Annotated in this window: 24 protein-coding genes; 11 read left to right on the top strand and 13 right to left on the bottom strand. The window is 66.2% G+C overall.

Annotated features, from left to right (window positions below):
* Positions 1-48: 48 nt before the first annotated feature.
* From plsX to PF049_11330, 4 genes are all read left to right on the top strand, one after another.
* Entirely contained in the window at positions 49-1,110 is a 1,062-nt protein-coding gene (gene plsX / locus PF049_11345) for a phosphate acyltransferase PlsX (protein ID WBY16181.1), read from the top strand.
* The gene (locus tag PF049_11340) at positions 1,107-2,072 is read left to right on the top strand and encodes a ketoacyl-ACP synthase III (GenBank protein ID WBY16180.1); all 966 of its coding nucleotides are present in this window, start codon (positions 1,107-1,109) and stop codon (positions 2,070-2,072) included. The genes plsX and PF049_11340 overlap by 4 nt, the downstream gene beginning before the upstream one ends.
* Positions 2,073-2,199: 127 nt before the next feature.
* A complete protein-coding gene (locus PF049_11335) occupies positions 2,200-2,499 on the top strand; it encodes an integration host factor subunit alpha (GenBank protein ID WBY16179.1) in 300 nt (99 codons plus the stop codon).
* 19 nt (positions 2,500-2,518) lie between these two features.
* On the top strand, positions 2,519-3,040 hold the full coding sequence (locus PF049_11330; GenBank protein ID WBY16178.1) for a MerR family transcriptional regulator: 522 nt from the start codon (positions 2,519-2,521) through the stop codon (positions 3,038-3,040).
* A gap of 33 nt (positions 3,041-3,073) precedes the next feature.
* On the opposite strand, the gene PF049_11325 is transcribed toward PF049_11330, so the two are convergent.
* The 4 genes from PF049_11325 to PF049_11310 all read right to left on the bottom strand — a co-directional run bounded on the left by PF049_11325 (position 3,074) and on the right by PF049_11310 (position 8,733).
* Positions 3,074-6,496 (bottom strand): AAA family ATPase, encoded by a 3,423-nt coding sequence (locus PF049_11325; protein WBY16177.1) that lies wholly within the window; start codon positions 6,494-6,496, stop codon positions 3,074-3,076.
* 9 nt (positions 6,497-6,505) lie between these two features.
* Positions 6,506-7,246, bottom strand: coding sequence for a thioredoxin domain-containing protein (locus PF049_11320; GenBank protein WBY16176.1), 741 nt, complete (start codon positions 7,244-7,246; stop codon positions 6,506-6,508).
* Between the two features lie 120 nt (positions 7,247-7,366).
* Positions 7,367-8,119 (bottom strand): thioredoxin domain-containing protein, encoded by a 753-nt coding sequence (locus PF049_11315; GenBank protein WBY16175.1) that lies wholly within the window; start codon positions 8,117-8,119, stop codon positions 7,367-7,369.
* Positions 8,120-8,124: 5 nt separating this feature from the next.
* Entirely contained in the window at positions 8,125-8,733 is a 609-nt protein-coding gene (locus PF049_11310; GenBank protein ID WBY16174.1) for a DciA family protein, read from the bottom strand.
* A 29-nt stretch (positions 8,734-8,762) separates the two neighbouring features.
* Here PF049_11310 and PF049_11305 point away from each other — a divergent pair, with 29 nt between their 5' ends.
* Positions 8,763-9,812: an A/G-specific adenine glycosylase gene (locus PF049_11305; protein WBY16173.1), complete on the top strand. Its 1,050-nt coding sequence runs from the start codon at positions 8,763-8,765 to the stop codon at positions 9,810-9,812.
* Between the two features lie 15 nt (positions 9,813-9,827).
* On the opposite strand, the gene PF049_11300 is transcribed toward PF049_11305, so the two are convergent.
* Complete coding sequence (locus PF049_11300) at positions 9,828-10,052, bottom strand: hypothetical protein (protein ID WBY16172.1); 225 nt, start codon at positions 10,050-10,052, stop codon at positions 9,828-9,830.
* 104 nt (positions 10,053-10,156) lie between these two features.
* Between PF049_11300 and PF049_11295 the strand changes: the two genes are divergently transcribed.
* From PF049_11295 to PF049_11285, 3 genes are read left to right on the top strand one after another with little or no spacing between them, the layout of a single operon-like run.
* A complete protein-coding gene (locus tag PF049_11295; GenBank protein ID WBY16171.1) occupies positions 10,157-11,506 on the top strand; it encodes a serine hydrolase in 1,350 nt (449 codons plus the stop codon).
* Positions 11,507-11,520: 14 nt separating this feature from the next.
* Complete coding sequence (gene nudC / locus PF049_11290) at positions 11,521-12,432, top strand: NAD(+) diphosphatase (protein WBY16170.1); 912 nt, start codon at positions 11,521-11,523, stop codon at positions 12,430-12,432.
* Positions 12,429-13,139 (top strand): DsbA family oxidoreductase, encoded by a 711-nt coding sequence (locus PF049_11285; protein WBY16169.1) that lies wholly within the window; start codon positions 12,429-12,431, stop codon positions 13,137-13,139. The genes nudC and PF049_11285 overlap by 4 nt, the downstream gene beginning before the upstream one ends.
* A 98-nt stretch (positions 13,140-13,237) precedes the next feature.
* On the opposite strand, the gene PF049_11280 is transcribed toward PF049_11285, so the two are convergent.
* Positions 13,238-13,483 carry a hypothetical protein gene (locus PF049_11280; protein WBY16168.1) on the bottom strand — a complete coding sequence of 82 codons (246 nt, stop codon included), beginning with the start codon at positions 13,481-13,483 and terminating at the stop codon, positions 13,238-13,240.
* Between the two features lie 148 nt (positions 13,484-13,631).
* On the opposite strand from PF049_11280, the gene PF049_11275 reads away from it, so the two are divergent.
* Positions 13,632-14,564 (top strand): phosphatase PAP2 family protein, encoded by a 933-nt coding sequence (locus PF049_11275; GenBank protein WBY16167.1) that lies wholly within the window; start codon positions 13,632-13,634, stop codon positions 14,562-14,564.
* Positions 14,565-14,592: 28 nt separating this feature from the next.
* Here the strand turns inward: PF049_11275 and PF049_11270 are convergent, their stop codons facing one another.
* Complete coding sequence (locus tag PF049_11270) at positions 14,593-14,982, bottom strand: DUF1489 domain-containing protein (protein WBY16166.1); 390 nt, start codon at positions 14,980-14,982, stop codon at positions 14,593-14,595.
* A 48-nt stretch (positions 14,983-15,030) separates the two neighbouring features.
* Complete coding sequence (mgtE, locus tag PF049_11265) at positions 15,031-16,488, bottom strand: magnesium transporter (protein WBY16165.1); 1,458 nt, start codon at positions 16,486-16,488, stop codon at positions 15,031-15,033.
* Positions 16,489-16,623: 135 nt separating this feature from the next.
* Here mgtE and PF049_11260 point away from each other — a divergent pair, with 135 nt between their 5' ends.
* Positions 16,624-17,085 (top strand): peptidylprolyl isomerase, encoded by a 462-nt coding sequence (locus PF049_11260; protein ID WBY16164.1) that lies wholly within the window; start codon positions 16,624-16,626, stop codon positions 17,083-17,085.
* A 4-nt stretch (positions 17,086-17,089) separates the two neighbouring features.
* Entirely contained in the window at positions 17,090-18,016 is a 927-nt protein-coding gene (locus PF049_11255; GenBank protein WBY16163.1) for a hypothetical protein, read from the top strand.
* On the opposite strand, the gene PF049_11250 is transcribed toward PF049_11255, so the two are convergent.
* The 5 genes from PF049_11250 to miaB form a co-directional block, all read right to left on the bottom strand.
* A complete protein-coding gene (locus tag PF049_11250) occupies positions 18,013-18,897 on the bottom strand; it encodes a LysR substrate-binding domain-containing protein (GenBank protein WBY16162.1) in 885 nt (294 codons plus the stop codon). The two genes, PF049_11255 and PF049_11250, sit on opposite strands and share 4 nt — an antisense overlap.
* A gap of 93 nt (positions 18,898-18,990) precedes the next feature.
* The gene (locus PF049_11245; protein ID WBY16161.1) at positions 18,991-19,923 is read right to left on the bottom strand and encodes a hemolysin family protein; all 933 of its coding nucleotides are present in this window, start codon (positions 19,921-19,923) and stop codon (positions 18,991-18,993) included.
* A gap of 11 nt (positions 19,924-19,934) precedes the next feature.
* Positions 19,935-20,435, bottom strand: a complete 501-nt coding sequence (ybeY, locus tag PF049_11240; protein WBY16160.1) for an rRNA maturation RNase YbeY — start codon at positions 20,433-20,435, stop codon at positions 19,935-19,937.
* Complete coding sequence (locus PF049_11235; protein ID WBY16159.1) at positions 20,436-21,467, bottom strand: PhoH family protein; 1,032 nt, start codon at positions 21,465-21,467, stop codon at positions 20,436-20,438.
* Positions 21,468-21,616: 149 nt separating this feature from the next.
* Complete coding sequence (gene miaB, locus PF049_11230; GenBank protein ID WBY16158.1) at positions 21,617-22,957, bottom strand: tRNA (N6-isopentenyl adenosine(37)-C2)-methylthiotransferase MiaB; 1,341 nt, start codon at positions 22,955-22,957, stop codon at positions 21,617-21,619.
* Positions 22,958-22,969 lie beyond the last annotated feature (12 nt).

Raw genomic sequence — 22,969 nt, 5'->3', positions numbered from 1 at the left:
CGCCAGTATTTCGGGCGGATTTTCGATTCAGTCCAGCCGGAGACCGTCATGACCCTGCCTCGTATCGCCGTGGATGCGATGGGCGGGGACGAGGGCGTGCGCGTCATGATCGAAGGCGCCGCCGAGGCGCGCCGCCGGCATGACAGGTTCAAGTTCCTGCTGGTGGGCGACAGCGCCCGGATCGAAAGCGCACTGGACGCGCATCCCAATCTCAGGTCCGCCAGCGAAATCCTGCATTGCGACGATGTCGTGGGCGGCGACGAGAAGCCGACTCAGGCACTGCGCCGGGCCAAGACCACGTCGATGGGGCTCGCCGTCAATGCCGTGAAGCAGGGCGATGCCGGTGCCGCGGTCAGCGGCGGGAATACCGGCGCGCTGATGGCCATGAGCAAGTTGGCGTTGCGGACCATGCCCGGTATCGACCGTCCCGCGCTCGCCGGTGTCATGCCGACGCTGGAGGATGACGACGTCGTCATGCTCGACCTCGGCGCCAATACCGAAGCCGATGCCCGCAACCTGGTGCAATTTGCGGTGATGGGGGCGGCCTATTCGCGCATCCTGACAGGCCGTGCCCAGCCGCGCGTGCGCCTGCTCAATATCGGTACCGAAGAGATCAAGGGCACGGACGCCCTGCGCGATGCAGCGACCCAGCTGCAAGAGGCGACCGCGCTCGAAATGCGGTTCGACGGGTTCATCGAAAGCGACAAGATCAATCGCGGCGAAGTGGACGTCGTCGTGACCGACGGGTTCTCCGGCAATATCGCGCTGAAGGCGATCGAGGGGGCGGCGCGTTTCGTGACCGACCTCCTGAAGACAGCCTTCACCAGCTCGATCCGGTCCAAGGTCGGGTTCCTGGTATCGCGCCCCGCGACGGAATTGCTGCGCCACCATCTCGATCCGAACAACCACAATGGCGCCGTCTTCCTCGGCCTGAACGGCGTCGTCGTGAAGAGCCACGGCAGCGCTTCGTCGGCCGGCGTCGCCAATGCAGTGGCGGTGGCTGCGCGGCTGCTGGAAGACAAGCTGACAGAACGGATCGTGCACGACCTGGGCGAGCTCGATGCGCGCATGTGGGCCGGCAGCGGCCGAGACGGTTCGCCGGCCAAATGATTCGCTCGGTGTTCCGGGGCAGCGGGTCCGCATTGCCGGCGAAGGTCGTTTCCAATGCCGAATTGTCGAAGACCGTCGATACCAGCGACGAATGGATCGTGGAGCGCACCGGCATTCGCCAGCGCTATATCGCGGGCGAGGACGAGACGACTTCCACGCTCGCCATCGGCGCGGCGCGGGCGGCACTGGACGATGCCGGGATCGATGCAAGCGAGATCGACCTGATCGTCCTGGCCACGGCGACGCCCGACAACACGTTTCCCGCGACCGCCACGAAAGTGCAGGCCGCGCTCGGCTGCACCGGCGGCATGGCGTTCGACGTCCAGGCCGTCTGCTCGGGCTTCCTCTATGCTCTCGCGACCGCCGATTCGCTGCTCAAGTCGGGCATGGCGAAGCGGGCGCTGGTGATCGGCGCGGAAACCTTCAGCCGGATCCTCGACTGGGAAGACCGCGGAACCTGCGTCCTGTTCGGTGACGGCGCAGGGGCTCTGGTGATCGAGGCGGAAGAGGGCGAGGAAGCGAATCGCGGCGTCATCGCCTCTCGCCTGCACGCCGATGGCGACCAGCACGACCTGCTCTATGTCGATGGCGGTCCATCCACCACGCAGACCGTCGGCCATTTGCGGATGAAGGGGCGCGAGGTTTTCCGCCACGCGGTGGTCAACCTGTCCTCGGTCCTGCGCGAAGTCATCGAAGATGCTGACATTGCGGCGGCCGATATCGACTGGGTCGTGCCGCACCAGGCCAATGCCCGTATACTGGATGCAACGGCGCGCAAGCTTGGCCTGCCCGCGGAGAAGGTCATCGTGACCGTCGACCGCCACGCCAATACCTCCGCCGCTTCGGTGCCGCTGGCCTTCGATACTGCGCGCAGGGACGGTCGGATCAAGGACGGCGATCTGGTCATGTTCGAAGCGATGGGCGGCGGTTTCACATGGGGCGCCAGCCTGATGCGGCTCTGACCCCGGACGGTCCCGAGAGACGCTTCGGGCCTTTTATCCTGCGCGGATTGCGCCGAATGCGGGAAAAGGCTATCTTTTCAGATACTGACGCACCCCGGGTCGCACCGATGTGATGAAGGAGAACGGCATGGCGCGTAATGTGGGAACGCTGACCCGTGCGGACCTGGCGGAAACGATCAACCGCAAGATGGGCTTCAGCCGGGCGGAATCGCTTGGTCTCGTGGAATCCATCCTCGCGCATATGTGCAGCGCGATGAGGGATGGCGAGAACGTGAAGATTTCCGGCTTCGGCAGCTTCGTCCTGCGCGACAAGAAGGAGCGCGTGGGCCGCAATCCGAAGACCGGGGTGGAGGTTCCGATCACGCCGCGCCGTGTCATGACGTTCCGTGCCAGCCAGATATTGAAGGACAGGATCGCGAAGGGTTGATCTTCGCCATGGAGCAGGGATGAGCGGGACTTTCGAAGATGGCAAGGACGACGGCGCTCTGCGCACGATCGGCGAGGTCGGCAAGGCGCTCGGCCTGAAACCGCATGTCCTGCGCTATTGGGAAGAACAGTTCCCGATGCTCGAACCGCTCAAGCGTAGCGGCAACCGGCGCTATTACCGCCCCGGCGATGTGGCCCTGATCGAGACGATCAACCGTCTGGTGAATGTCGAAGGCTATACCCTGAAAGGTGCGCGCACGGCCATAGAAGACGGCCGCGCCGCGGTGGAGGCCGCGTCGGATGCGCCGGTTTCCGAAGCACCCGTTCTTCCGCAGGACGCGCCGCCCGATGGCGGGGATGGCGTAGCCAGCGAAGCTGCACCGGAGACGGGCCCGGACATGGGCACGGTTCCGGTCGCCGGAGCGCCGGAGAGGGCGCCTCGCTCTGCCGCAGCCAGCGTCGAGGCGCGCGGCGTGCCGAGCGAGCTGATCGCCGAACTCAAGGATATTCGCGCGCGCCTGCAGGCTGCCATCGCCGAGTGATCCTCCGCTGCCGGTCGGTGCCCGCGGCGCGGCCTATTCGGCGGCCAGGAGTTCCGCCTCGCCAAGGTCCACGCTGACCAGGCGGCTGACCCCCCTTTCCACCATCGTCACCCCGAACAGTCGGTGCATGCGGCTCATCGTCACCGCATTGTGCGTCACGATCAGGTAGCGCGTATCGGTCTCGCGGACCATCGAATCGAGCAGGTCGCAGAAGCGATCGATATTGGCATCGTCGAGCGGGGCGTCCACTTCGTCCAGCACGCAGATCGGGGCCGGATTGGTCAGGAACAGCGCGAAGATCAGCGCCGTGGCCGTCAACGCCTGCTCCCCGCCGGACAGCAGGGTCAGCGATTGCAGTTTCTTGCCCGGCGGCTGCGCGTAAATCTCTAGGCCAGCCTCCAGCGGATCGTCGCTGTCGATCAGGGCGAGATGCGCCTGGCCGCCCTCGAACAGCTTGGTGAACAATTCGCGGAAATGGCTGTCGACCTGTTCGAACGCCGATCTCAGGCGTTCGCGCCCTTCGCGGTTGAGGTTCCCGATACTGCCGCGCAGGCGATTGACCGCCTCCGCCAGTTCCTCCTGCTCCGCCGCACTTGCGCCGTGCTCCGTCTCTATGCGCTCCAGTTCCTCGGCAGCGACGAGATTGACCGGCCCGATACGCTCGCGGCTGGCGGCAAGCGTTTCCAGGCTCCGCGTTTCGTCCTCCTGCGGCCCGACGTCGCCCGCATCGAAGCCCAGCTTCTCGGCCAGCAGGGGCGGGGGGCACTGGAAACGCTCACCCGATTCCCTCGCCATTTCCGCGCGGCGCGTCTCTTCGTTTTCCGCGCGGGCAGTCAGTCCGGCACGGTTCTCGCGCGCCTGGGCCAGCGTCTCGCCTGCCTCGGCCACGGCGCGCTCGGCGGCGCCGGCTGCGGCCTCGGCGGAGGCGACCGACGCTTCTGCTTCCGCGAGAGCCGTGCCAAGACGCTCTCGCACGGCATCGCCCTGTTCGATTTCGCGCATCAGCCCCTCGGGCTTGGCAGCGATTACGGCGCGCTCGCCCGCTATTTCCTCGAACCGCTGGTCCATTCCGGCCAGCCGGCGGGCGGCCTCGCCAGAGCGGGCCTGCCAGTTCGCCATGTCGCCGCGCTGCGCGGCAGTCCGCTCGCGTGCCACGGCAAGCGCTTGGTCGTGCGCTGCCAGCCGGGCCATGGCCGCCTGCATGGCGGAACGTGACGCCTCGCTATTGGCCTGCACGGCCTCCAGCTTTGCGCGGCCCGCTTCCGGATCGGTCAGGGCGCTGCGTTTTTCCTTCGCGTCTGCGAGGTCGGCATCGGCCTGTCGGCGCTGCCCCGCCAGATCGGTGAAAGCGTTCTCCAGTTCTTCGAGCCGGGCCGCGATGCGCTCACGCGCGGCCTCTGCCTGGTCCAGCGCACGCAGGGCCTGCCGCTCCAGCTCCGCAGCTTCGCCGAGGGCCCGTTCCGAGGCGACGAGGCTGCGTTGCAATTCGGAGAGGCCGGCCTGCGCCGTGTCCTGCGCCGCCTTTGCCGCTTCGCGCTCCTCGCGCCGTGAGGGCAGGAGGGCTTCCAGTTCGGTAATCCTGTTGGCCGCTTCCAGCCTTGCAGCCTCTGCCGCGCCCTGACCCCGCGCGACGAGGCCGTCCCATCGGCGCAGGGCTCCGCCGGTCGTCACCATCCATTCGCCGGGAGCCAGAACGCGGCCGTCATCGCTCTCAGCGACGTGGACCAGCGCGACGCGGGCGGCGAGCTGTGGCGGGCAATCGCGTATATGGGCGGCCAGCGAACCGGCCACCGGGGGCGGGGCATCGCGTCCGGTCCAGAAACGGCCTTCGGGATCGCCCTCGGGCTTGCCGAGCGGGGCCTTCGCATCCCGTCCCAGCACGGCGGCGAGCGCCCGCTCGTACCCGGGCGCGACGTTGACCCTGTCGAGTGCAGCGGGCAGTCCCTCGCGGCCCTTCGCCTGTTTTTCGCGGGCTTTCCGGTCGCGGTCCAGCGCCTGGTATTCGCGTTCGATCCCGGCCAGTTCCGCCATGGCGGCCGAGAGCGCGCTGGCCGCCTCGTCGCGTTCGGACTGGAGCGCTTCCTTGCGCGCCCGGTCTGCATCGAGCGCGGTGCGAAGATCGGACAGGCGGGCCGTCGCGGCATCCACGTCCGCGCGCGCCCTGCCGACCGCTTCGTCCGGATCGGCGCCGCCCAGCAGGGCAGCCTTCGTTTCCGCATGCCGCGCAGATTCTGCGTCCAGGCGCGCAATCCGGGTTTCCGCCTGCTCGATCGCCGCCGCGGCAACGCGCCATTCCGCCTCGACACCCGCATGGTCCGCCGTGGCCTGCGCCAGCGCGAGTTCGGCGGCGCGCGCCCCGCGTTCGCTGTCTTCCAGTGCAGCGGCAAGGGCAGGGCGCTCCTCCTCGTCGCGGGCCAGCGCCGCCTCGTTCGCGGCAAGGTCCTTCTCCAGCCGGGCCAGTGCCTCGGCCGCGTCCCGGGTCAATCGGTCCGCTTCGCCGCGATCCTCTTCCAGGCGCTCCTTCTGCCGGTCGAGATCGGCCAGCCGCTGCTCTGCCGCTTCGAGCTGGCTGGTGAGCGCGGCCATGCGGTGACCGTGGGCGGAGGCATCGTCGCGCCGATCGGCCAGTTCCTCTCGCGCGGCGGAGAGGGCAAGGGCTGCCTCTCGCTGGCGCGCCTGCGCGGTGTCGGCCGCTTCCTTCAGTTCAGCGACCTGCGCGTCTGCGGCCTGCGCCTGCTCGCGCGCGGCCTTTGCTGCGGCAGCGGCATCGCGCCACCGGGCAAACAGGACGCGGCCTTCCGCGATGCCGATCTGGTCCGACAGCTTCGTATAGCGTTCCGCCTGCCGCGCCTGCCGCTTCAGACTGGCGATCTGGGTGTCGAGCCCCGCCATCAGGTCTTCCAGCCGGGCGAGATTGGCCTCGGTCTGGCGCAGCTTGCCCTCGGCATCGCGGCGGCGGACATGCAGGCCGGCGATCCCCGCCGCCTCTTCCAGCATCTGCCGCCGCTGCGTCGGCTTGGCGGCGATAACCTGCGCGATCTTGCCCTGGCTGACGAGGGCAGGGGAATGCGCGCCTGTGGCCGCATCGGCAAAGGTCAGCGATACGTCCTTGGCCCGGACATCGTTGCCGTTCACGCGGTAGGCGCTGCCCGCGCCGCGTTCGATCCGGCGGGTGACGTCCAGTTCCTCGCCGTCGCTGTCCACGGCCTGCAGCACGACTTCCGCGAAATCGCGGGGCGGACGCGACTGCGTGCCTGCGAAGATGACGTCTTCCATCCCGCCCGACCGCATGGACTTGGGCGAATTTTCGCCCATCACCCAGCGGATGGCCTCGAGGAGATTGGATTTACCGCAGCCATTCGGGCCGACCACGCCAGTCAGCCCGGGCTCGATGCGCAGTTCTGCAGGCTCTACGAAGCTCTTGAAACCACTGAGCTTGAGCCTGCGTATCTGCATCCGGCTGCCTTACCGGGCCCCGGCTTCCTGCAGCGCGACCTCGAGCTGGTCCCAGCCCCTGGCATCGGTCTGCTGGCCGTTGATGAAGAAGGTCGGCGTGCCGGTCACATCGTTCTGGCTGGCCTGCGTATTCGAATTTTCCGCAATGCTCTGCACCTTGTCGGTATCGGCAAGGCACTGCCGCGCCTGGTCGCGGCTCAGCCCGCGGGAAGCGAAGAAATCAATGAGACCGACCGCCTCGGCCACGCCGACCAGACGCTCGTCCTCAGGCCCGGTCATGGCCGCTTCGATGGCCTGCCCGTTCGCCTGCGCGCCGCCCATGATGGTCTGGAAATTGCGCCACACCTGCTCGGACAGCGGGTGGAAGCTTTCGGGGCTGCCGCAACGGGCCAGCACCGCCACCGACAGGTCGATGGGATCGCGGACCAGATTGCGCAATTCGTAGGAGACGCGCCCGCTTTCCACATATTCGGACTTCAGCGGTTCGACGCCGGTTTCGATGAAGTTGGCGCAGGCCCCGCAGGTGTAGGACGCATATTCGATCAGCTTGATCGGTGCGTCGGGATTGCCGACGATATACCCATCGGCATCCGACACGGCGACCGTATCGAGCCAGGACTGGCCTTCCGGCGCGGGAACTTCCGCGACAGGCTCTCCCGAGAGCGAGCCGGCGGTTTCGGCCTCGTCACCGCAAGCCGCCAGCGCAAGAGCGAGGGGAAGGGCGATCAGCGTGGTGCGAAAAGGGTTCATCGTTGTCCTCTCCTGAAAGGGGGAAGTTAGCCCGTTACGGGCAGGGAAGGGATGGCAGGCGCCGCGGTTTTGCACAGCCTGCGAGCGGGTTTGGCGGCGAGTTATGCAGTCCTCCGGCCGCTACTCAAGGGAAAAGGCGCTGTCGGTGGAAAGTTCGCTCGATTCGCCGAGCCCGTCGTCTTTCCCCTGCTTTCCGTCCAGCCGCGCCTGGATTTGCGGCTGCAGCGCGTCCCAGCCATGCACCCCGTCCAGCAACGCGCCGTCGATGGCGAAGCTGGGCGTACTGCGCACACCGTACTCCGCCGCGTCCGAACCCGTCGCCGCGACCAGCGCTCCCATCCGCTCGGTATCGGCCAGGCACTGGTCCAGCGCCGGCCGGTCATAGCCGCGCTGCTCGAAAATTTCGTAAAACCCCAGGTCGCTGGCGATATTGCGCAGCCGCTGCGGAATGGGCCCGTTGACCCAGCGCTGTTTCTGGGCCGCGGTCGCAGTGCCCGCCTTTTCCAGCCAGTCGTCCTGGGCGAACATCAGGGCCGCGTGATTGCGCAGGAACTTGTCCTTCGGCCCGCACCATGCCGCCATCGCCGCGGCAAGGTCGATGGGATTGCGGATGACGTGCCGCATCTCGACCCGTGTCTTGCCCGATCCGACATAGGCCAGCTTCATCACCTCGCCGCCCGTGCGCGCGTAATGGCCGCAATGCGAGCAGGTGTAGCTGGAGAAATCCGCGACGGTCATCCCGGCATCGGGATTGCCGACCGTATGGAACGCCTCGCCGCGCTCTATTGCCTGCGTCCAGTTCTGGCCCGCGCCCATCATGGCAAGGGCTGCGACAGCCAGCAGGGATGCGCCCGTGCGTCGACCGATTTTCATGGGAATTACCTGTCCTGTTCCTGATCCGCCTTGCGCCCGTCCCCGAGGCTGCGAGCCAGCCCTTCGAGCACGGCGCGCAGTTCGGGATCACCGACATCGCGCAGGCTTTCCCCCAGTTCCATCGGGATCGGCTTGAGCGAGGGCGGGGCCTTCGGCTTGTCTCCAGCACGCGGTGGCTGAACGTTGCCTTGCCGTATCTTGACCCGGGCCACCGCCTTGTAGCCGAAGAAGCGGTTCACCCGCTCGATGATCTCGGGAATGACGTGCTGGATCAGCGGCGCGTGGGCCGGCATCACGACCAGTTGCAGGATGCCTTCCGCCCGTTCGCCGGGGGGGAAGCGAATGGCTTCCGGAGAGCTGACCTGCGCATGGGCATTGCCCACGATTTCCGGCCAGCGGGTGACGATATTGGATTGCACGAAGCCGAAGCGGCGAAACGCGGTGCGCCCGACCTGCGGGGTCAGGTCGCCGATTGCCTTCGCCCCGCGTCCGCGCGGCCTTTCATAGGGCCGCGCCTTGGCGCGCGGTTTCGCAGGCGTCTTCGCCCGCGCGCCGGCGGCTTTGCCGGACGGTTTCGTGCCCTTGCCGGAGGTTTCGTCAGCATGCCGTTCCATCGTGCGAAAAGCCATGCCATAGGCACCGCGTGACCGCCACCGGCAAACAGGACTTGCGCGCAATTCCGGACGCGCTGCTGGAATGGTACGATGCCAATGCCCGCGACCTCCCCTGGCGCAGCCCGCCGGGCGACGCGCCCCCGGACCCGTACCGCGTCTGGCTGTCGGAGGTCATGCTGCAACAGACGACCGTTGCGGCGGTCAAACCCTATTTCGAGAAATTCACGGCGACCTGGCCCAGTGTCGACGCCCTGGCAAAGGCGCAGGATGCCGATGTCATGGCGGCGTGGGCGGGGCTGGGCTATTATTCGCGGGCCCGCAACCTGGTGAAGGCGGCGCGGGCCGTGGCGCAGACGGGCGCGTTTCCGGGCACGGAAAAGGGCCTGCGCGCGCTGCCGGGCGTGGGCGAATACACCGCCGCCGCAATTGCCGCGATCGCTTTTGGCCAGCGGGCGGTGGTGGTCGATGCGAATGTCGAACGCGTTGTCGCCCGCCTGTTCGCTATCCGCCAGCCCTTGCCCGCTGCGCGCATGGCAATCCGGGCAGCGACGGACCGGATTACGCCGGACGAGCGGCCGGGCGATTTCGCGCAGGCGATGATGGATCTGGGATCGTCCCTCTGCACGGTGCGGGCTCCGAAATGCCTTTTATGCCCGCTTGCCGCCGCGTGCGAAGGACGGGTGCAGGATCCCGAAACCCTGCCGGTAAAGGCCCCGAAGAAGGCGAAGCCCGTCCGGCGCGGACAGGCTTACTGGATCGAGCGGGATGACCGGGTCTGGCTGGTTGCGCGGCCCGGCACGGGGATGCTCGGCGGGATGCGGTCGCTGCCGGACGACGGATGGAATGCAGGCGGCGACGGGTCGGGCATCGCTCCGCTGGATGCGAAGTGGACCTCGTTGGGCACGGTATCCCACGGCTTCACGCATTTCGCGCTGGAAATGGACGTGCTGGCGGCCACGGCCGAAACCGATCCCCCGGGGCAGGGCACATGGTGGCCGGTGGCGCAGCTGGACGATGCCGGACTGCCGACGCTGTTCGCGAAGGCGGTGCGGCTGGCCCTGTCGGACGCCAGAAGCTGACCGCCCGGATCGAGGTCAGATGATACCGCCGCCGATGCTCAGCCGGATGGCCGCAATGATGCCGACGACGATGCAGAAATTGCGCCCGGCATTCCCGTTGCTCGACAATTGTCCGGCCACGATGCCCAGTACCAGGACGGGCAGGGCAAGCCAGTTCGCCCAGCCGAGGAAGGGGATGGTCCCCAGGATGACGATGGGCAACACGAGCACGCCCAGCAAGATTGCAATGATGTTTCCCATGTGTGTTATATGGGTAAAGCACCGCGCCTTTTCAAGAGCAGATTGACCGTGCAGTCCCCATGCCGCAGGAAGCGTATCGAAAAGCGATGAGAGAGGAATTGCCAATGGCTTACCGGACATTCGACGACGGCTTCGATCAGGCGCAGGTCAGCCGCCGGGCCCTGCTTCGCGGCGGGGCGCTGGCCGGGGCCGGTGCGCTGCTGGCCGGTATTCCGATGTGGCGCGCGGCGCTTGCCCACAATCATGCAGGCGGGGTGATGCACACGATGGCGTGGCCCGGCGTGACCGAGGAAGTCACCGGCTATGTCGCGCAGGGCAAGGTCGCCAACATGCTGGCGACCTTCGGCTGGGGAACGGGCGATGCGTTACAGACAGTGGGCGGCGGGAAACTGACCATCGGCCAGCCTGCGATGGCCGACGCGGACAGCCTGTATCGCATCTATTCCATGACCAAGCCCGTGACCGGCATGGCGACGATGATGCTGATCGATGACGGCAAGCTCGGCCTCGACCAGCCGCTGGCCGAAATCCTCCCGGCCTATTCCGACATGATGGTGCAAAAGACCTATGACGGGTCGATCACCGATCTCGTCCCGGCAGAGCGGCCGATCACGATCCGGCAATTGCTGACCCATACGGCAGGGCTTGGCTATGGCATCATCCAGAAAGGTCCGATCTCCAAGGAATACGAACGGCTCGGGCTCGTGCCCGGAGAGGTCAGCCGTATCCCGATCCCGGGCATCGGACGGGCCAAGCCGGTGGAGGGTCTTGCCAATTTCGCCGACCGGCTGGCCGAGGTGCCGCTGGTCCTGCAACCGGGCACGAAATGGAGCTATTCGGTCAGCCTCGACCTGCTGGGCCGCGTGATCGAGGTCGCCAGCGGCACCGATTTCGCCAGCTTCCTGCAGGACAATATCTTTACCCCTGCCGGCATGGACAGCACGTATTTCCAGGTGCCGCGCAGCGAAGTCGGGCGTTTCACGACCAATTACGGCATCCTCAACGGCACACCCCTGCCGATCGATCCGGCGGCGGCCTCGATCTATCTCGACGAACCGGCCTTCCCGTTCGGCGGCGCAGGCCTGGTCAGCAGCCCGCGCGACTATGACCGTTTCCTGCGGATGCTGCTGGGTTACGGCAAGATCGACGGCAAGCGCGTGATGGGCGAGCTGGCCGTGCGGGTCGGTACGCGCAACATTCTGCCTTCCACCGTCCGGACAGAAGGGACGTGGATCGAAGGGCAGGGCTTTGGCGCAGGCGGCCGCGTGACGGGTGGCGCGTTCGGCTGGGGCGGCGCTGCAGGAACGGCGGCATTTGCCGATTTCGGCAGCGGCCTTCGCGCGCAGCTTTATACCCAGTACATGCCGAGCGAGAGCTATCCGATCCAGAACCAGTTCCCTGATCTTGTGCGCGCAGACCTCGCCGCCATGACCGGCAAGGGCGGGGCCGAGTGAACGGTCCTGATACCATGACGAACAAACCTGTTGCTTTTACCGGTTCGCGGCTCGACCGGGCAGACAATTTGCGCGCCGATCCCGATGCGCTGGCGGGAATGATGAACTGGAAGGCGCGGCTGCTCGCGCTCGACGGTCTCATGCCGCAAATGGACGATGCCGGTGGCCTTCTTTGGGGTTCACTGGCCGACGCGCCGGAGGATGCGGAACTCGTTTTCCTCGGGCTCGACCCGGCGGGCGACGGCCCGGCGAAGCCCTGTTTCGCCGCCGTCCCGCAGCAGGGTGATGCGGCCCCGCGCATCAGCAACCCGCGCGTATGGGCCGCGATGATGGCGCTGTCGGCCGACGATCTCGCCATTTACGGCGGCGCGCGCAGCATCGTGAACTGGCACGCAAGGCACCGTTTCTGCGCCCAGTGCGGCAAACCGACGCGCATTGCCAAGGGCGGCTGGCAGCGCGATTGCCCGGCAGAGGCGGGCGGATGCGGAACGCAGCATTTCCCGCGCACCGACCCCGTCACCATCATGCTGGTCGAACGGGACGGGGAACTCATGCTGGGCCGGGGAAAGGGCTGGCCGGAGAAAGCCTATTCCGCGCTTGCCGGGTTCGTGGAACCGGGGGAAAGCATGGAAGAAGGCGTCGCCCGCGAAGTGCTGGAGGAATCCGGCATCGTCGTCCATTCCGTCAGCTACATCGCCAGCCAGCCCTGGCCGTTCCCCTCGCAGCTGATGATCGGCTGCCACGCGCTGGCAGAGCCGGGCGACATCGATGTGGACACCACCGAGCTGGAGGATGTGCGCTTCTTCACCCGCGAAGAGGTGCAGGCCGCGATGAACGGGGAAGAAGGCGCCCCGTTAGGCGCGCCTCCGCCGCAGGCCATTGCCAATCACCTGCTTGGCTGGTGGCTGGAAAGGACAGGATCATGACCGAAACCGACACCAAAGGCGATACCGGCAATGCCCGTCGGATGACCATCGACATCTGGTCCGACGTGATGTGCCCATGGTGCCTCGTCGGATGGGGAAACCTGTCGCAGGCGCTGGACCAGCTTGACGGCGAGATCGACGCCGACATTCGCTGGCACGCGTTCGAGCTCAATCCCGACATGGCGGAGCAGGGCGAGGACCGCACCGCGCATATCGCCCGCAAATACGGCCGCACGATCGACCAGTCGAAACAGGTGCAGGGCCAGATGCGCGAGGCGGCGCAGGCAGCCGGCGTGTCCCTCGATTACGAAGGCGAGGAGCCGGCGCCCGAAGCGATGATGTGGAACACCTTTGCCGCGCACCGCCTGCTGTCGTGGACGCTGCAGAACCGGGGCGCGGAAAAGCAGACGGAACTGAAGCTCGCGCTGTTCAAGGCGCATTTCAACGAACGCCGCCGCATCGGTGATCGCGACGTCCTGCTGGATGTGGCCGAAGGCGTCGGGCTCAGCCGGGAAGACGCCCTGTCGGCCTTTGCCGACGATACAACCGCCGCGCAGGTCCGCTCGGAAGAGCGGCAGGCGTTCGAGGCGAATATTACCGGCGTCCCCGCCATGGTGATCGAAGGCAAGTTCCTGGTGCCCGGAGCGCAGCCACCCGAAGCCTATGTCAATGCGCTGCGCCGCGTGGCGGCAAAAACCGACGCCTGACAATTCGCGGCAGGAGCAACGCACAATAGAAAGACGCCTCGCAATCCATCGATTGCGAGGCGTCTTTCACGTGTGATCGCGGTGATTTCGGTTCAGGGTCAGTCCTGATTGCCGCTCTTGATCGCGGACATCGTCTTGGGACCCTTGCGCGCGTCCTGTTCGGGATTGTCGGAGCCGATTTCCGGCTCGCGGTTGTCCGGATCGGTCGCGCGGTTGTGCTCGTCGCGTTTGCCGACGCGGACATTCACGCCGCCGCCCGAACTGCTGCCCTGCGAAGGGGTCGGCAGGTCGGTCATCTCGTCGATCAGGTCGTTGTCGGGGTGCGTGCTCTGGCGTTCGGGCATATGGTTTCTCCTTTCCCCACCAACGGTTCCGGGCGGGGCAGGGTTCCGAGAAGAGGGAAGGGTTCGCGTGCGTCGGGCCCTTCCCGCCGGCTGATCTACACCGCTTGTTAAGCGCGTTTTCCTACGAAGCGGCATGTTCGCGAGAAACATGACAATCAGGCTGGATCGCCTGTCGGGAACGGGCGCTGTCCCGCGACTGGATTCAGGCACGCGCCTTTCCGCGCTGATGGCCGCCGCGCTCGGATCGTCCATGATCGCGCTTGCCGTCATCACCGCGAAGACCGGCATCCGGTTCCACTCGGAATTCCTGGGCATCGCCGGCCTCGCCGTGGTGACGGCGGTCCTGTCGCTCTATTGCGATTTTCGCGGGCTCGGCTGGCGCATTGCCGACCTTGCCAGGCTGATGACTTTCTTCATCGCCAGCCTCCTGCTGTGCGGCCTCGTGTCGAATGGCGGACTGGGCCTGCGGATGCCCGTGGCGGACCCGTTGCTGGCAAGCCTGGACGCGTATCTGCCGCTGGACAGCCGCAGCATGGTCTATTTCACAGCGTCGCAGGATATGGCGGTCAGGGTCCTGAAATGGGCCTATGACAGTTCGGCGGTTCTCTGCCTCGCCGCTGCCGCATGGATGGTCGCCAGCGGCGAGGGACTGCGGTTCTGGCGGTTTGTCGCGACGGCGGTCGTGACCATGCAGGCAACGGCCATCGCGTCGATGTTCTTTCCCGCTCGCGGCGCAATCCTGCATTACGATATGAAAGGCCCCGGACTGGAAGGGTTGCCGATCGGCGCCGGCACCTATGCCGGACAGACATTCGATATGTTCTATTCCGGCGTAGGCCGGGTCGTCAGGATCGAGGATCTGAACGGAATCGTCACCTTCCCGTCGTTCCACACCGTTCTCGCGCTGCTGATCGTGCAGGGTGCCTATGCAACGCCTGCAAGGTGGCCCGCCATCGTCTGGGCGGCGCTGACCATCGTGTCGACAATCCCGATGGGCGGGCATTACGTGACCGACCTGATCGGCGGTTTCGCAGTCTGGGCGGTATCGTTGAAAACCGTGGAGCGTATCTCGGCCCGGTGAGGTCGGGCTCGGCAGGATAGAGACGGGGCTAGATCAGGCCCAGGCGCTGGAGCTTCCCGGCCAGCCTGCCGGGCAGAACATCGCCGATATCCTCGCCGTCTTCCAGGTCGCGGGGCGGCTCGATCTTGAGATAGCGCCAGCCCTGGTGCGCACGCTTGGGCACGGGCATCACGCGAATGAGGCGCGGTTCGAGGTCGATCGACCAGCGCCCGGTCTTCGTCTCCGAAAAGCCCGTGATGGGGCTGCGGGCGACGATGTTGTGCTGGTGGATCCAGAACAGCGAGCCACCGATGCATTCCTGCCACCGGGTCGGGCGATAGCGGGTGGCGAGGTTGGGGCTGCGGCGCCCGGCATACCAGTTTTCGATATCGTCGAAGCTCTGCGCCCCGAAGGCTATCTTGGTCAGGTTGAGCGGCATGGGCTCCAAGATAGGGCGCCCGGCCCCGACCTCAAGGCGCTGGTCCCGTCAGGCAGCCAGTCCGGACAGCACCGCGAGGCCGAGGAACGCGAAGAAGCCCATGGAGTCCGTGATCATCGTCACGAATACGCTGCTGGCGAGGGCGGGGTCGGTATCCAGCCGGTCGAAGATCACCGGAACCAGCACGCCTGCCAGTCCCGCCACGACGACGTTGATGATCATAGCCGCTGCGATCACGCCGCCCAGCATGGGGCTGAAGATCACCCAGGTCGCCAGCCCGATCAGGACGGCGATGGTCGCACCGTTCATCATCGCAACGCGCATTTCGCGCCACAATATGCGCTTCGTATTCGCCTGCGTCAGCTGGTTCATCGCGATGGCGCGAACCGTCACGGCCATCGTCTGCGTGCCGGCATTGCCGCCGATGCTGGCGACGATCGGCATCAGCACGGCAAGCGCGACCAGCTTCTCGATCGCAGCGCCGAAGGCGGCGATGATCAGCGAGGCGATCAGCGCGGTGCCCAGATTTGCGATTAGCCAGCGTACGCGGCTGCGATAGGCGTCGCGCAGCGGTTCGTTGATGTCGCCTTCGCCCGCGCCCGACATCAGCAGTGCATCCTCGCCCGCTTCCTCGGCGATGATGTGGACCACGTCGTCGACCGTCATCTGGCCGACCAGGCGCTCGTTCTCGTCCACCACGGCAGCGGAGATCAGCGCGTATTTCTGGAACATCAGCGCGACTTCTTCCTGGTCCATCGATACCGGGATCAGGGTCTGGTCGCGCTTCATCACATCGGTCAGCGCGACATTGCGGGGCGCGCGCAGGATCCACGACAGGTTGCACGTGCCGACCGGGTGATGCGCGGCATCGACCACGAAGATTTCGAAGAATTCCGTCGGCAGGTCGTTTTGCGCCCGCAGCATGTCGATGAGGTCGCCGACTTTCAGATGTTCCGGCACCGCCACGAATTCGCGCTGCATCAGGCGCCCGGCGGTTTCTTCCGGGTAGGACAGGGCGTTTTCGATGACGGCGCGGTCGCCCGCATCCATTTCCGCCAGGATGGCGGCCTGCTCCGGCTCGTCGAGATCCTCGATCAGCTGGACGGCGTCGTCGGTGTCCAGCTGTTCGGCAATCAGCGCGACCGCGTCGGCGGGCATCGCCTCCATCATGTCTTCGCGCACGAAGTCGTTGAGTTCGGCCACGACATCGCTGGTCATCAGGTCGCTGATGGCCACTGCCAGCTGCGCACGTTCGTCGCGGTCGAACAGTTCCAGGAGGTCGGCCACATCGGCCGGATGCAGCGGTTCGACAAGGTCGTAGACCGCCTGCTTGTCGCCCGCGTCCAGCGCATCCTCGACCGCGCGGACATAGGCTGGCTTCAGCCGGTTTTCCTCGTCGTGACGCTCGTCGTCGATCCGGTCGTCCGGGCGGCCCCGGCTCTCCGCGTCCTCGAGATCGAGATCGGCCACATTGGTGCCGTAGTCGAGAGGCTCGGGCGAGGTCATGCGCCTCGCTCTAGGCAGCGGGCGCGCAAAAGCAAGCGCGGGGATTGCTGGCACGCCATCTTGCTTGCCGGGGTAGCGGCGCGCGGCACGGGTCGCTAAGGCCGCGGCAAGATTGCATCAAAGGAGACCAATCCAATGGCCGATACACTGACCTTCACTCTCGACACCGGCGACGGCAATGGCGGCGACGTCGTGATCAAGCTGCGCCCCGATCTTGCCCCGAACCATGTCGAGCGTATCGCCGCGCTGGCAAGCGAGGGGTTCTATGACGGCGTGATCTTCCACCGCGTCATCGACGGTTTCATGGCACAGGGCGGCGATCCGACCGGCACCGGCATGGGCGGCAGCGAGAAGCCCGACCTGAAAGCGGAATTCAATTCCGAACCGCATGTGCGCGGCACCTGCTCCATGGCCCGTTCGCAGATGCCGGACAGCGCCAACAGCCAGTTCTTCATCTGCTTCGGCGATACCGAATTCCTCGACGGCCAGTACACCGTATGGGGCCAGGTGACCGAAGGCATGGACCATGTCGACGCACTGCCCAAGGGCGAGCCGCCGGCGAACCCGGGCAAGATCGTCAAAGCGACCGTCAGCTGATCCGATGGGCCGGGCGCGTGCTGCACTGATTCGCCGCGCGCCCGTCCTTGCCGTGCTGCCGCTGCTGGCGGGATGCATCACGGCCTATCCCGACCTGACCCAGTCCCGCAGCCCGTGCCGGACCGAGCCGGGCGGCTGGTGCGATTTCGTGCGCGAAGCGGCGGTAGAGGCGTATCCCTACGCCATGCTCAGTTCCAACGCCTATGCGGACGAGGACACCTATACCGCCCTGCCTTACGCATTCCTCGAGCGGGAGCAGGCCGGGAATGACAATAGCGGGTTCGCCTATTCCGTGTTCGACCGCCACGCGGTCGAGGGCACGCGCCGCATCCTGAAGGCGCGCGTGATCGCGTTTCGGGGGACGGAGTTCGGCTCTACGTCCGACATCGTGTCGGGCTCGCTCGGCGATGCGCAGCGCGACCAGGCACGCGCGGTCTATGCGGCGGAGCGGGCGGCGCTGGACGCGGAAGGCTATACCGCCATCCCGATCGAGACGACCGGTCATTCGCTGGGCGGGGCATTGGCGACGCAGATCTCGATCGACAATCCCGGCGTTCGCGCCTTCGTGTTCAACACCTCGCCTTTCTTCAGCGGTGATCCCGGCCGCGGCGACATGAACCGGCTCGCGATAACGGAACGCGGCGAGTTCCTGCGCGTCCTGCGGCGATACAAGGCCCCGCCTGCATCGGAAGCCATCGTCATCAATTGCAATCCATCGGACAGTGCGGGCGAGAAACACTCGATCCGGCGGCTGGCCGACTGCCTGACATGGATCGCAGCCTACGCCGACGACGCCGCGTTCGAGGCGCTGGCGCCGAACGGCATCGCGAAACCGGAAATCGAATGCGGCGAGGCGGACAAGCGGCATCCGGGGCCTAGTGCCGAACCGACACTTTGCCCGCACGCGCCGAAGGAAGAAGAAGGGGCCTAGAGCCCGGCCTTTGCCAGCCAGTCGTGGAACAGGCGCACGGGCCTTTCCTCCAGCGCCGTGGGCTTGCAGACGAACCAGTAGCTGTAAGGGCTGTCCACATCGACATCGAACAGGTCCGTCAATCGCGGGTCGGCGGCCCTGCGACGATGGTCGTCATGCATGATCGCGATGCCCAGGCCCTGCGCCGCCGCTTCCAGCATCAGCTGGCCTGAATCGTAATGGTCGATGGCGACAGGCTCCAGGTCGCGCAGGCCGATTTCCTCCTTCCACGCGGTGAAGCTTTCAGGCAGCTCGTTGTGGATCAGGAAAGTCTGCTTCGCCAGTTCGGCCTCGATCGGCTTGTCGCTGATGGAGGCGGCAAGTTCGCGGCTGGTGATGGCGTGAACCTTGTTCTCGTCCAGCCTGATCGCGTGCAGCCCGCGTTCCGGGCCTTCCGACAGGATGATCGCGGCATCCAGCGTGTCGCCGACGCGCGCTTCCAGATGGGCGCCGGTATCGATGTCGATATGCAGCAGCGGATGCAGGCGGCGCAGTTCGCCCAAATGCGGGAACAGGCGCTGGCTGCCGAACAGGGGCAGGACGCCCAGCCGCAGGCGCAGCAGCGACATGTTGTCGGACTGGCTCTCCACCGCGCGGGCGAGTGCCTCGAATTGCGGCGCGACCGCTTCGTAGAAGGCGTGGCCTTCATCGGTCAGCTGCATCGACTGCCGGGCGCGGGTGAACAGTTTCTTGCCGACGAATTCTTCCAGGCTGGCGATCCGGCGGCTGAGCGCGCTGGGGCTGAGCCCGAGCTCCTCCGATGCCGCGCGTGCAGAACCGAGGCGAACAGTGCGCATGAAAGCTTCCAGAGCACGCAGGGGCGGTAATCGGCGGAGGGGCATGGGCGCAATCTAGGGCAAGGCCAGCGGTTGTCGAGGCGTATTCGGGCGGATTTTGCCAACATCGCGAAACCACGATGCGAAGACGCCCGGGGCCTAGCTTTCCTCGTCTTCCTCGGCCTGTTCCGGCTGGTGCAGGCGGACCCGGGTGACGTGGGTCTCGTCGCCTGCCAGCACCTCGATCTTCCAGCCGCTGGAATGCTCCACCACCGTGCCGACGGGGGGAACCTGCTCGGCCAGGATGAAGGTCAGGCCGCCCAGCGTATCCACCGCTTCCTCGACATCGGCGAGGCGCGGGTCGAGGTCGCGGGCGACATCTTCCAGCTCTGCCCGGGCATCGCAGTCCCACATGCCATCGCCGATGGGCACGACCCATTGTACGGGAGCCTCGTCATGCTCGTCCTCGATCTCGCCGACGATTTCCTCGACCAGGTCCTCGATCGTGATGATGCCGTCCGTGCCGGAAAACTCGTCGACCACGATGGCAAGGTGCATCCGGCGGGCGCGCATATCGGCCAGCACGTCCAGCGCGCCGCGTGCCTGCGGTACGTAGAGCGGTTGCCGCATCAGGACGGTCCAGTCGTCCGGCGGGACCTTGCCGGTGGCAAGGTAGGGGAAGACGTCCTTGATGTGGATCATCCCGATCACGTCGTCCAGCTGGTCGCGATAGACCGGCAGGCGCGAATGGCCGTGTTCGGAGAATATGCCGATCAGCTTTTCCCACGGGGCGGTGGCCTCGACCGCGATGATCTCTCCGCGCGGCACCGCCACGTCGTCGGCATCGTGTTCGCTGAAATGGAGGAGGTTGCGCAGCATCTGGCGCTCGACACCGGACAGGTCGCCATTCGACGGCTCTTCCTCGTCGGCCTCGCTCTCGCCCTCGTGCTGGTCGATGGTTTCTTCCAGCTGCTCGCGGAGCGAACGCTCCCCTGTATCGAGGCGCAGCAAGCGGCGCATTGCGGGCAGCAGCCGGCCGCTACTCTCGGCTTCTCCCGCGCCGGAGCTTCTATCGCTGTCTGTGTCGGGCATGGCCCTCTTGGTCACTCCTGAAAGTTGCGGTCCCCATATGGGTCCGCGATACCCATTAACGCAAGCGCTTCGATTTCCAGTTTTTCCATCGCCTCTGCCTGCGCGTCGCTGTCGACATGGTCGTGGCCGGCGAGATGGAGCAGCCCGTGGACGAGAAGGTGGGCGGCATGGTCGGCCAAGACGATGGACTTGTCGTCCGCTTCTTTCGCGCAGACTTCCCGCGCCAGGGCGATATCGCCCAGCATTTCCGGCGGTCCGTCGCCATCTTCCAGCGCGAGGAGGCTTTCACGATCCAGCATCGGGAAGGAAAGGACGTTCGTCGGCTTGTCCCGCCCGCGCCATTCGCGGTTGAGGGTGTGAACCTCCTCGTTCGAGGTGAACAGGATACTGGCCGTCAGCCGGTCATGGCCCAGCGCCGGTTCGACCGAGATCGCGGCGCCTGCGGCCCGTTCGGACAAGGCGGTCCAGTCGGTGCCGGACGGCCAGTCTTCTACATCGATATCGAGATCCACTTACTCGGTCGGCCTTTCATAAGCCTCGACAATGCGGCCCACGATCGGGTGCCGCACGACATCGGCGGCGCTGAACCGGACGGTTCCGAAGCCTTCTATGCCTTCCAGCTTTTCGACCGCGTCGGCAAGTCCGCTCATCCGGTCGCCGCCGGGGATATCGACCTGCTTGGGGTCGCCGCACACCACCATGCGGCTGTTCTGGCCGAAGCGGGTGAGGAACATCTTCATCTGTTCCTTCGTCGTGTTCTGCGCCTCGTCCAGGATGACGAAGGCATCGGCCAGCGTGCGCCCGCGCATGAAGGCGATGGGGGCGATCTCAATCTCGCCGCTGGCGATGCGGCGTTCCACCTGTTCGGGCGGCATGCAGTCGAACAGCGCATCGTAGAGCGGGCGCAGATAGGGATCGACCTTGTCCTTCATGTCGCCGGGCAGGAAGCCGAGCTTTTCCCCGGCCTCCACCGCCGGACGGGACAGGATCAGGCGCTGGACGCTGCCGGTGATGAGCTGGCTGACCGCCTGCGCCACGGCGAGATAGGTCTTGCCCGTACCCGCCGGGCCCAGCGCAAAGATGATGTCGTCGCGCGACAGGCTGCGCATGTATTCGATCTGTTTCGCACTGCGCGGAACGATGGTTTTCCGGCGGGTGCGGATCATGATCGGGGCGCTGTCCTGCTTGCCCGAAATGATCCCTTCCAGCGTCGGTTCGTTCGACATGGCAATCAGGGCCTCGATCGCGCCGCCATCGAGATCCTGTCCACGGGCCAGCCGGTCATACATGCTCTGCAAGACGTCGCGCGCACGGGCGACGGCGTCCTCGGGTCCCTCGATCTCGACCTTGCCCCCGCGCGCGGCGATGAACACGCCGAGGCGATTCTCGACCTGCACCAGATTGGCATCGAATTGTCCGAACAGGGGGCCGAGAAGCGACTGGTTGTCGAACGACATTTCCGTGCGGGCACGGCGAATTTCGCGGCTGGGGACGGGATCGGGTGAAATCACCGGATCGGCGGCGGATGTCGGTTTACGGCCCATATGCGGCTTGGCGCGGTCCTTTCGTGTGAGGACCTTGAATGTAGGCGCTTACGGGCGGCTGGCAAGCGGCATCGATGCAGGTGGCTGGGGAAAGTCACCTGGCTGTCACGATAGGCGGCGCGGGACGGCCCGATGGCCGCCACGCACCGTCAGGCAGCCACGGGTTCGCGCGGCCGCGCAGCCAGCGAGTTGGGATTGGCCTGCACCAGCTCCACCCCGACCACATCGCCGAGCGCGAAATTCCCTTCGAACCAGGCGCTTTGCAGCCAAGGCGTCTTGCCCAGCCACTGGCCGGGCAGGCGGCCCTTGCGTTCGATCAGGACGTCGCACGTCTTGCCGACGCTGGCCTCGTTGAAGGCGAGCTGGTGGCGGCCGATGGCGGCCTGCAGGCGTTGCAGCCGGTCGTCCATGACTTCCATCGGAACCTGTCCGTCCATGGTCGCGGCAGGCGTGCCGGGGCGGGGCGAATATTTGAAGCTGAAGGCGTGGGCATAGCGCACTTCATCGACGATCCGCAGCGTGTCCTCGAACTCGGCCTCGGTCTCGCCGGGGAAGCCGACGATGAAGTCGCCGCTGATGGCAAGGTCGGGCCGGGCGGCGCGGAAGCGTTCCAGCAGGCGGACATAGCTTTCCGCCGTGTGGCTGCGGTTCATCGCCTTCAGCACGCGGTCATTGCCCGATTGCACCGGCAAGTGGAGATAGGGCATCAGCTTGCCGACTTCGCCGTGCGCGGCAATCAGGTCGTCGTCCATGTCGGCCGGATGGCTGGTGGTGTAGCGGATGCGCTTCAATCCATCGACGCGGTCGAGGGCGCGGATCAGGCCGGCCAGACCGACCGTGCGGCCTGCCTCGTCCTCGCCGCTCCACGCGCTGACATTCTGGCCCAGTAGGGTGATTTCCTTCGCCCCGGCTTCCACCAGTCCCTGGGCTTCGCGGACCAGGTCACCATAGGGGCGGGAGATTTCCATTCCGCGGGTGTAGGGCACGACGCAATAGGTGCAGAACTTGTCGCAACCCTCCTGCACGGTCAGGAACGCGGTCGGCGCGCTCTTGCGGCGGCGGGGCAGGGCGTCGAACTTGGCGATGGGCGGCATGTCGGTATCGGTCGCCCGCTCGCCTGCCACGGCCCTGTCGAGCATTTCCGGCAGACGGTGATAGGCCTGCGGGCCGACCACCATCGACACGGCAGGCGCGCGTTTCATGATCTCCTCGCCCTCTGCCTGCGCGACGCAGCCTGCGACCGCGATCATCGGCGCCTTTTCCTGCGTCTTGCCCTTGGTCAGGCGGCCGATGTCGGAATAGATCTTTTCCGCCGCGCGCTCGCGGATGTGGCAGGTGTTGAGCACCACCAGGTCAGCATCCTCGCCCTCCGGCGCAGGAGTGATGCCTTTTTCGGCCAGCAGCTCGCCCATGCGTTCGCCGTCATAGACGTTCATCTGGCAGCCGAAGCTCTTGACCCTGTAGGTCCGCGGTTGGTCGGTCGGTTTCATGAGACTGCCGCC

This window comes from Erythrobacteraceae bacterium WH01K (assembly GCA_027941995.1).
Lineage (GTDB): Bacteria > Pseudomonadota > Alphaproteobacteria > Sphingomonadales > Sphingomonadaceae > CAJXSN01.
Note: the sequence above shows the minus strand (reverse complement) of the source record. Positions and strands in the feature narration are given on the sequence as shown.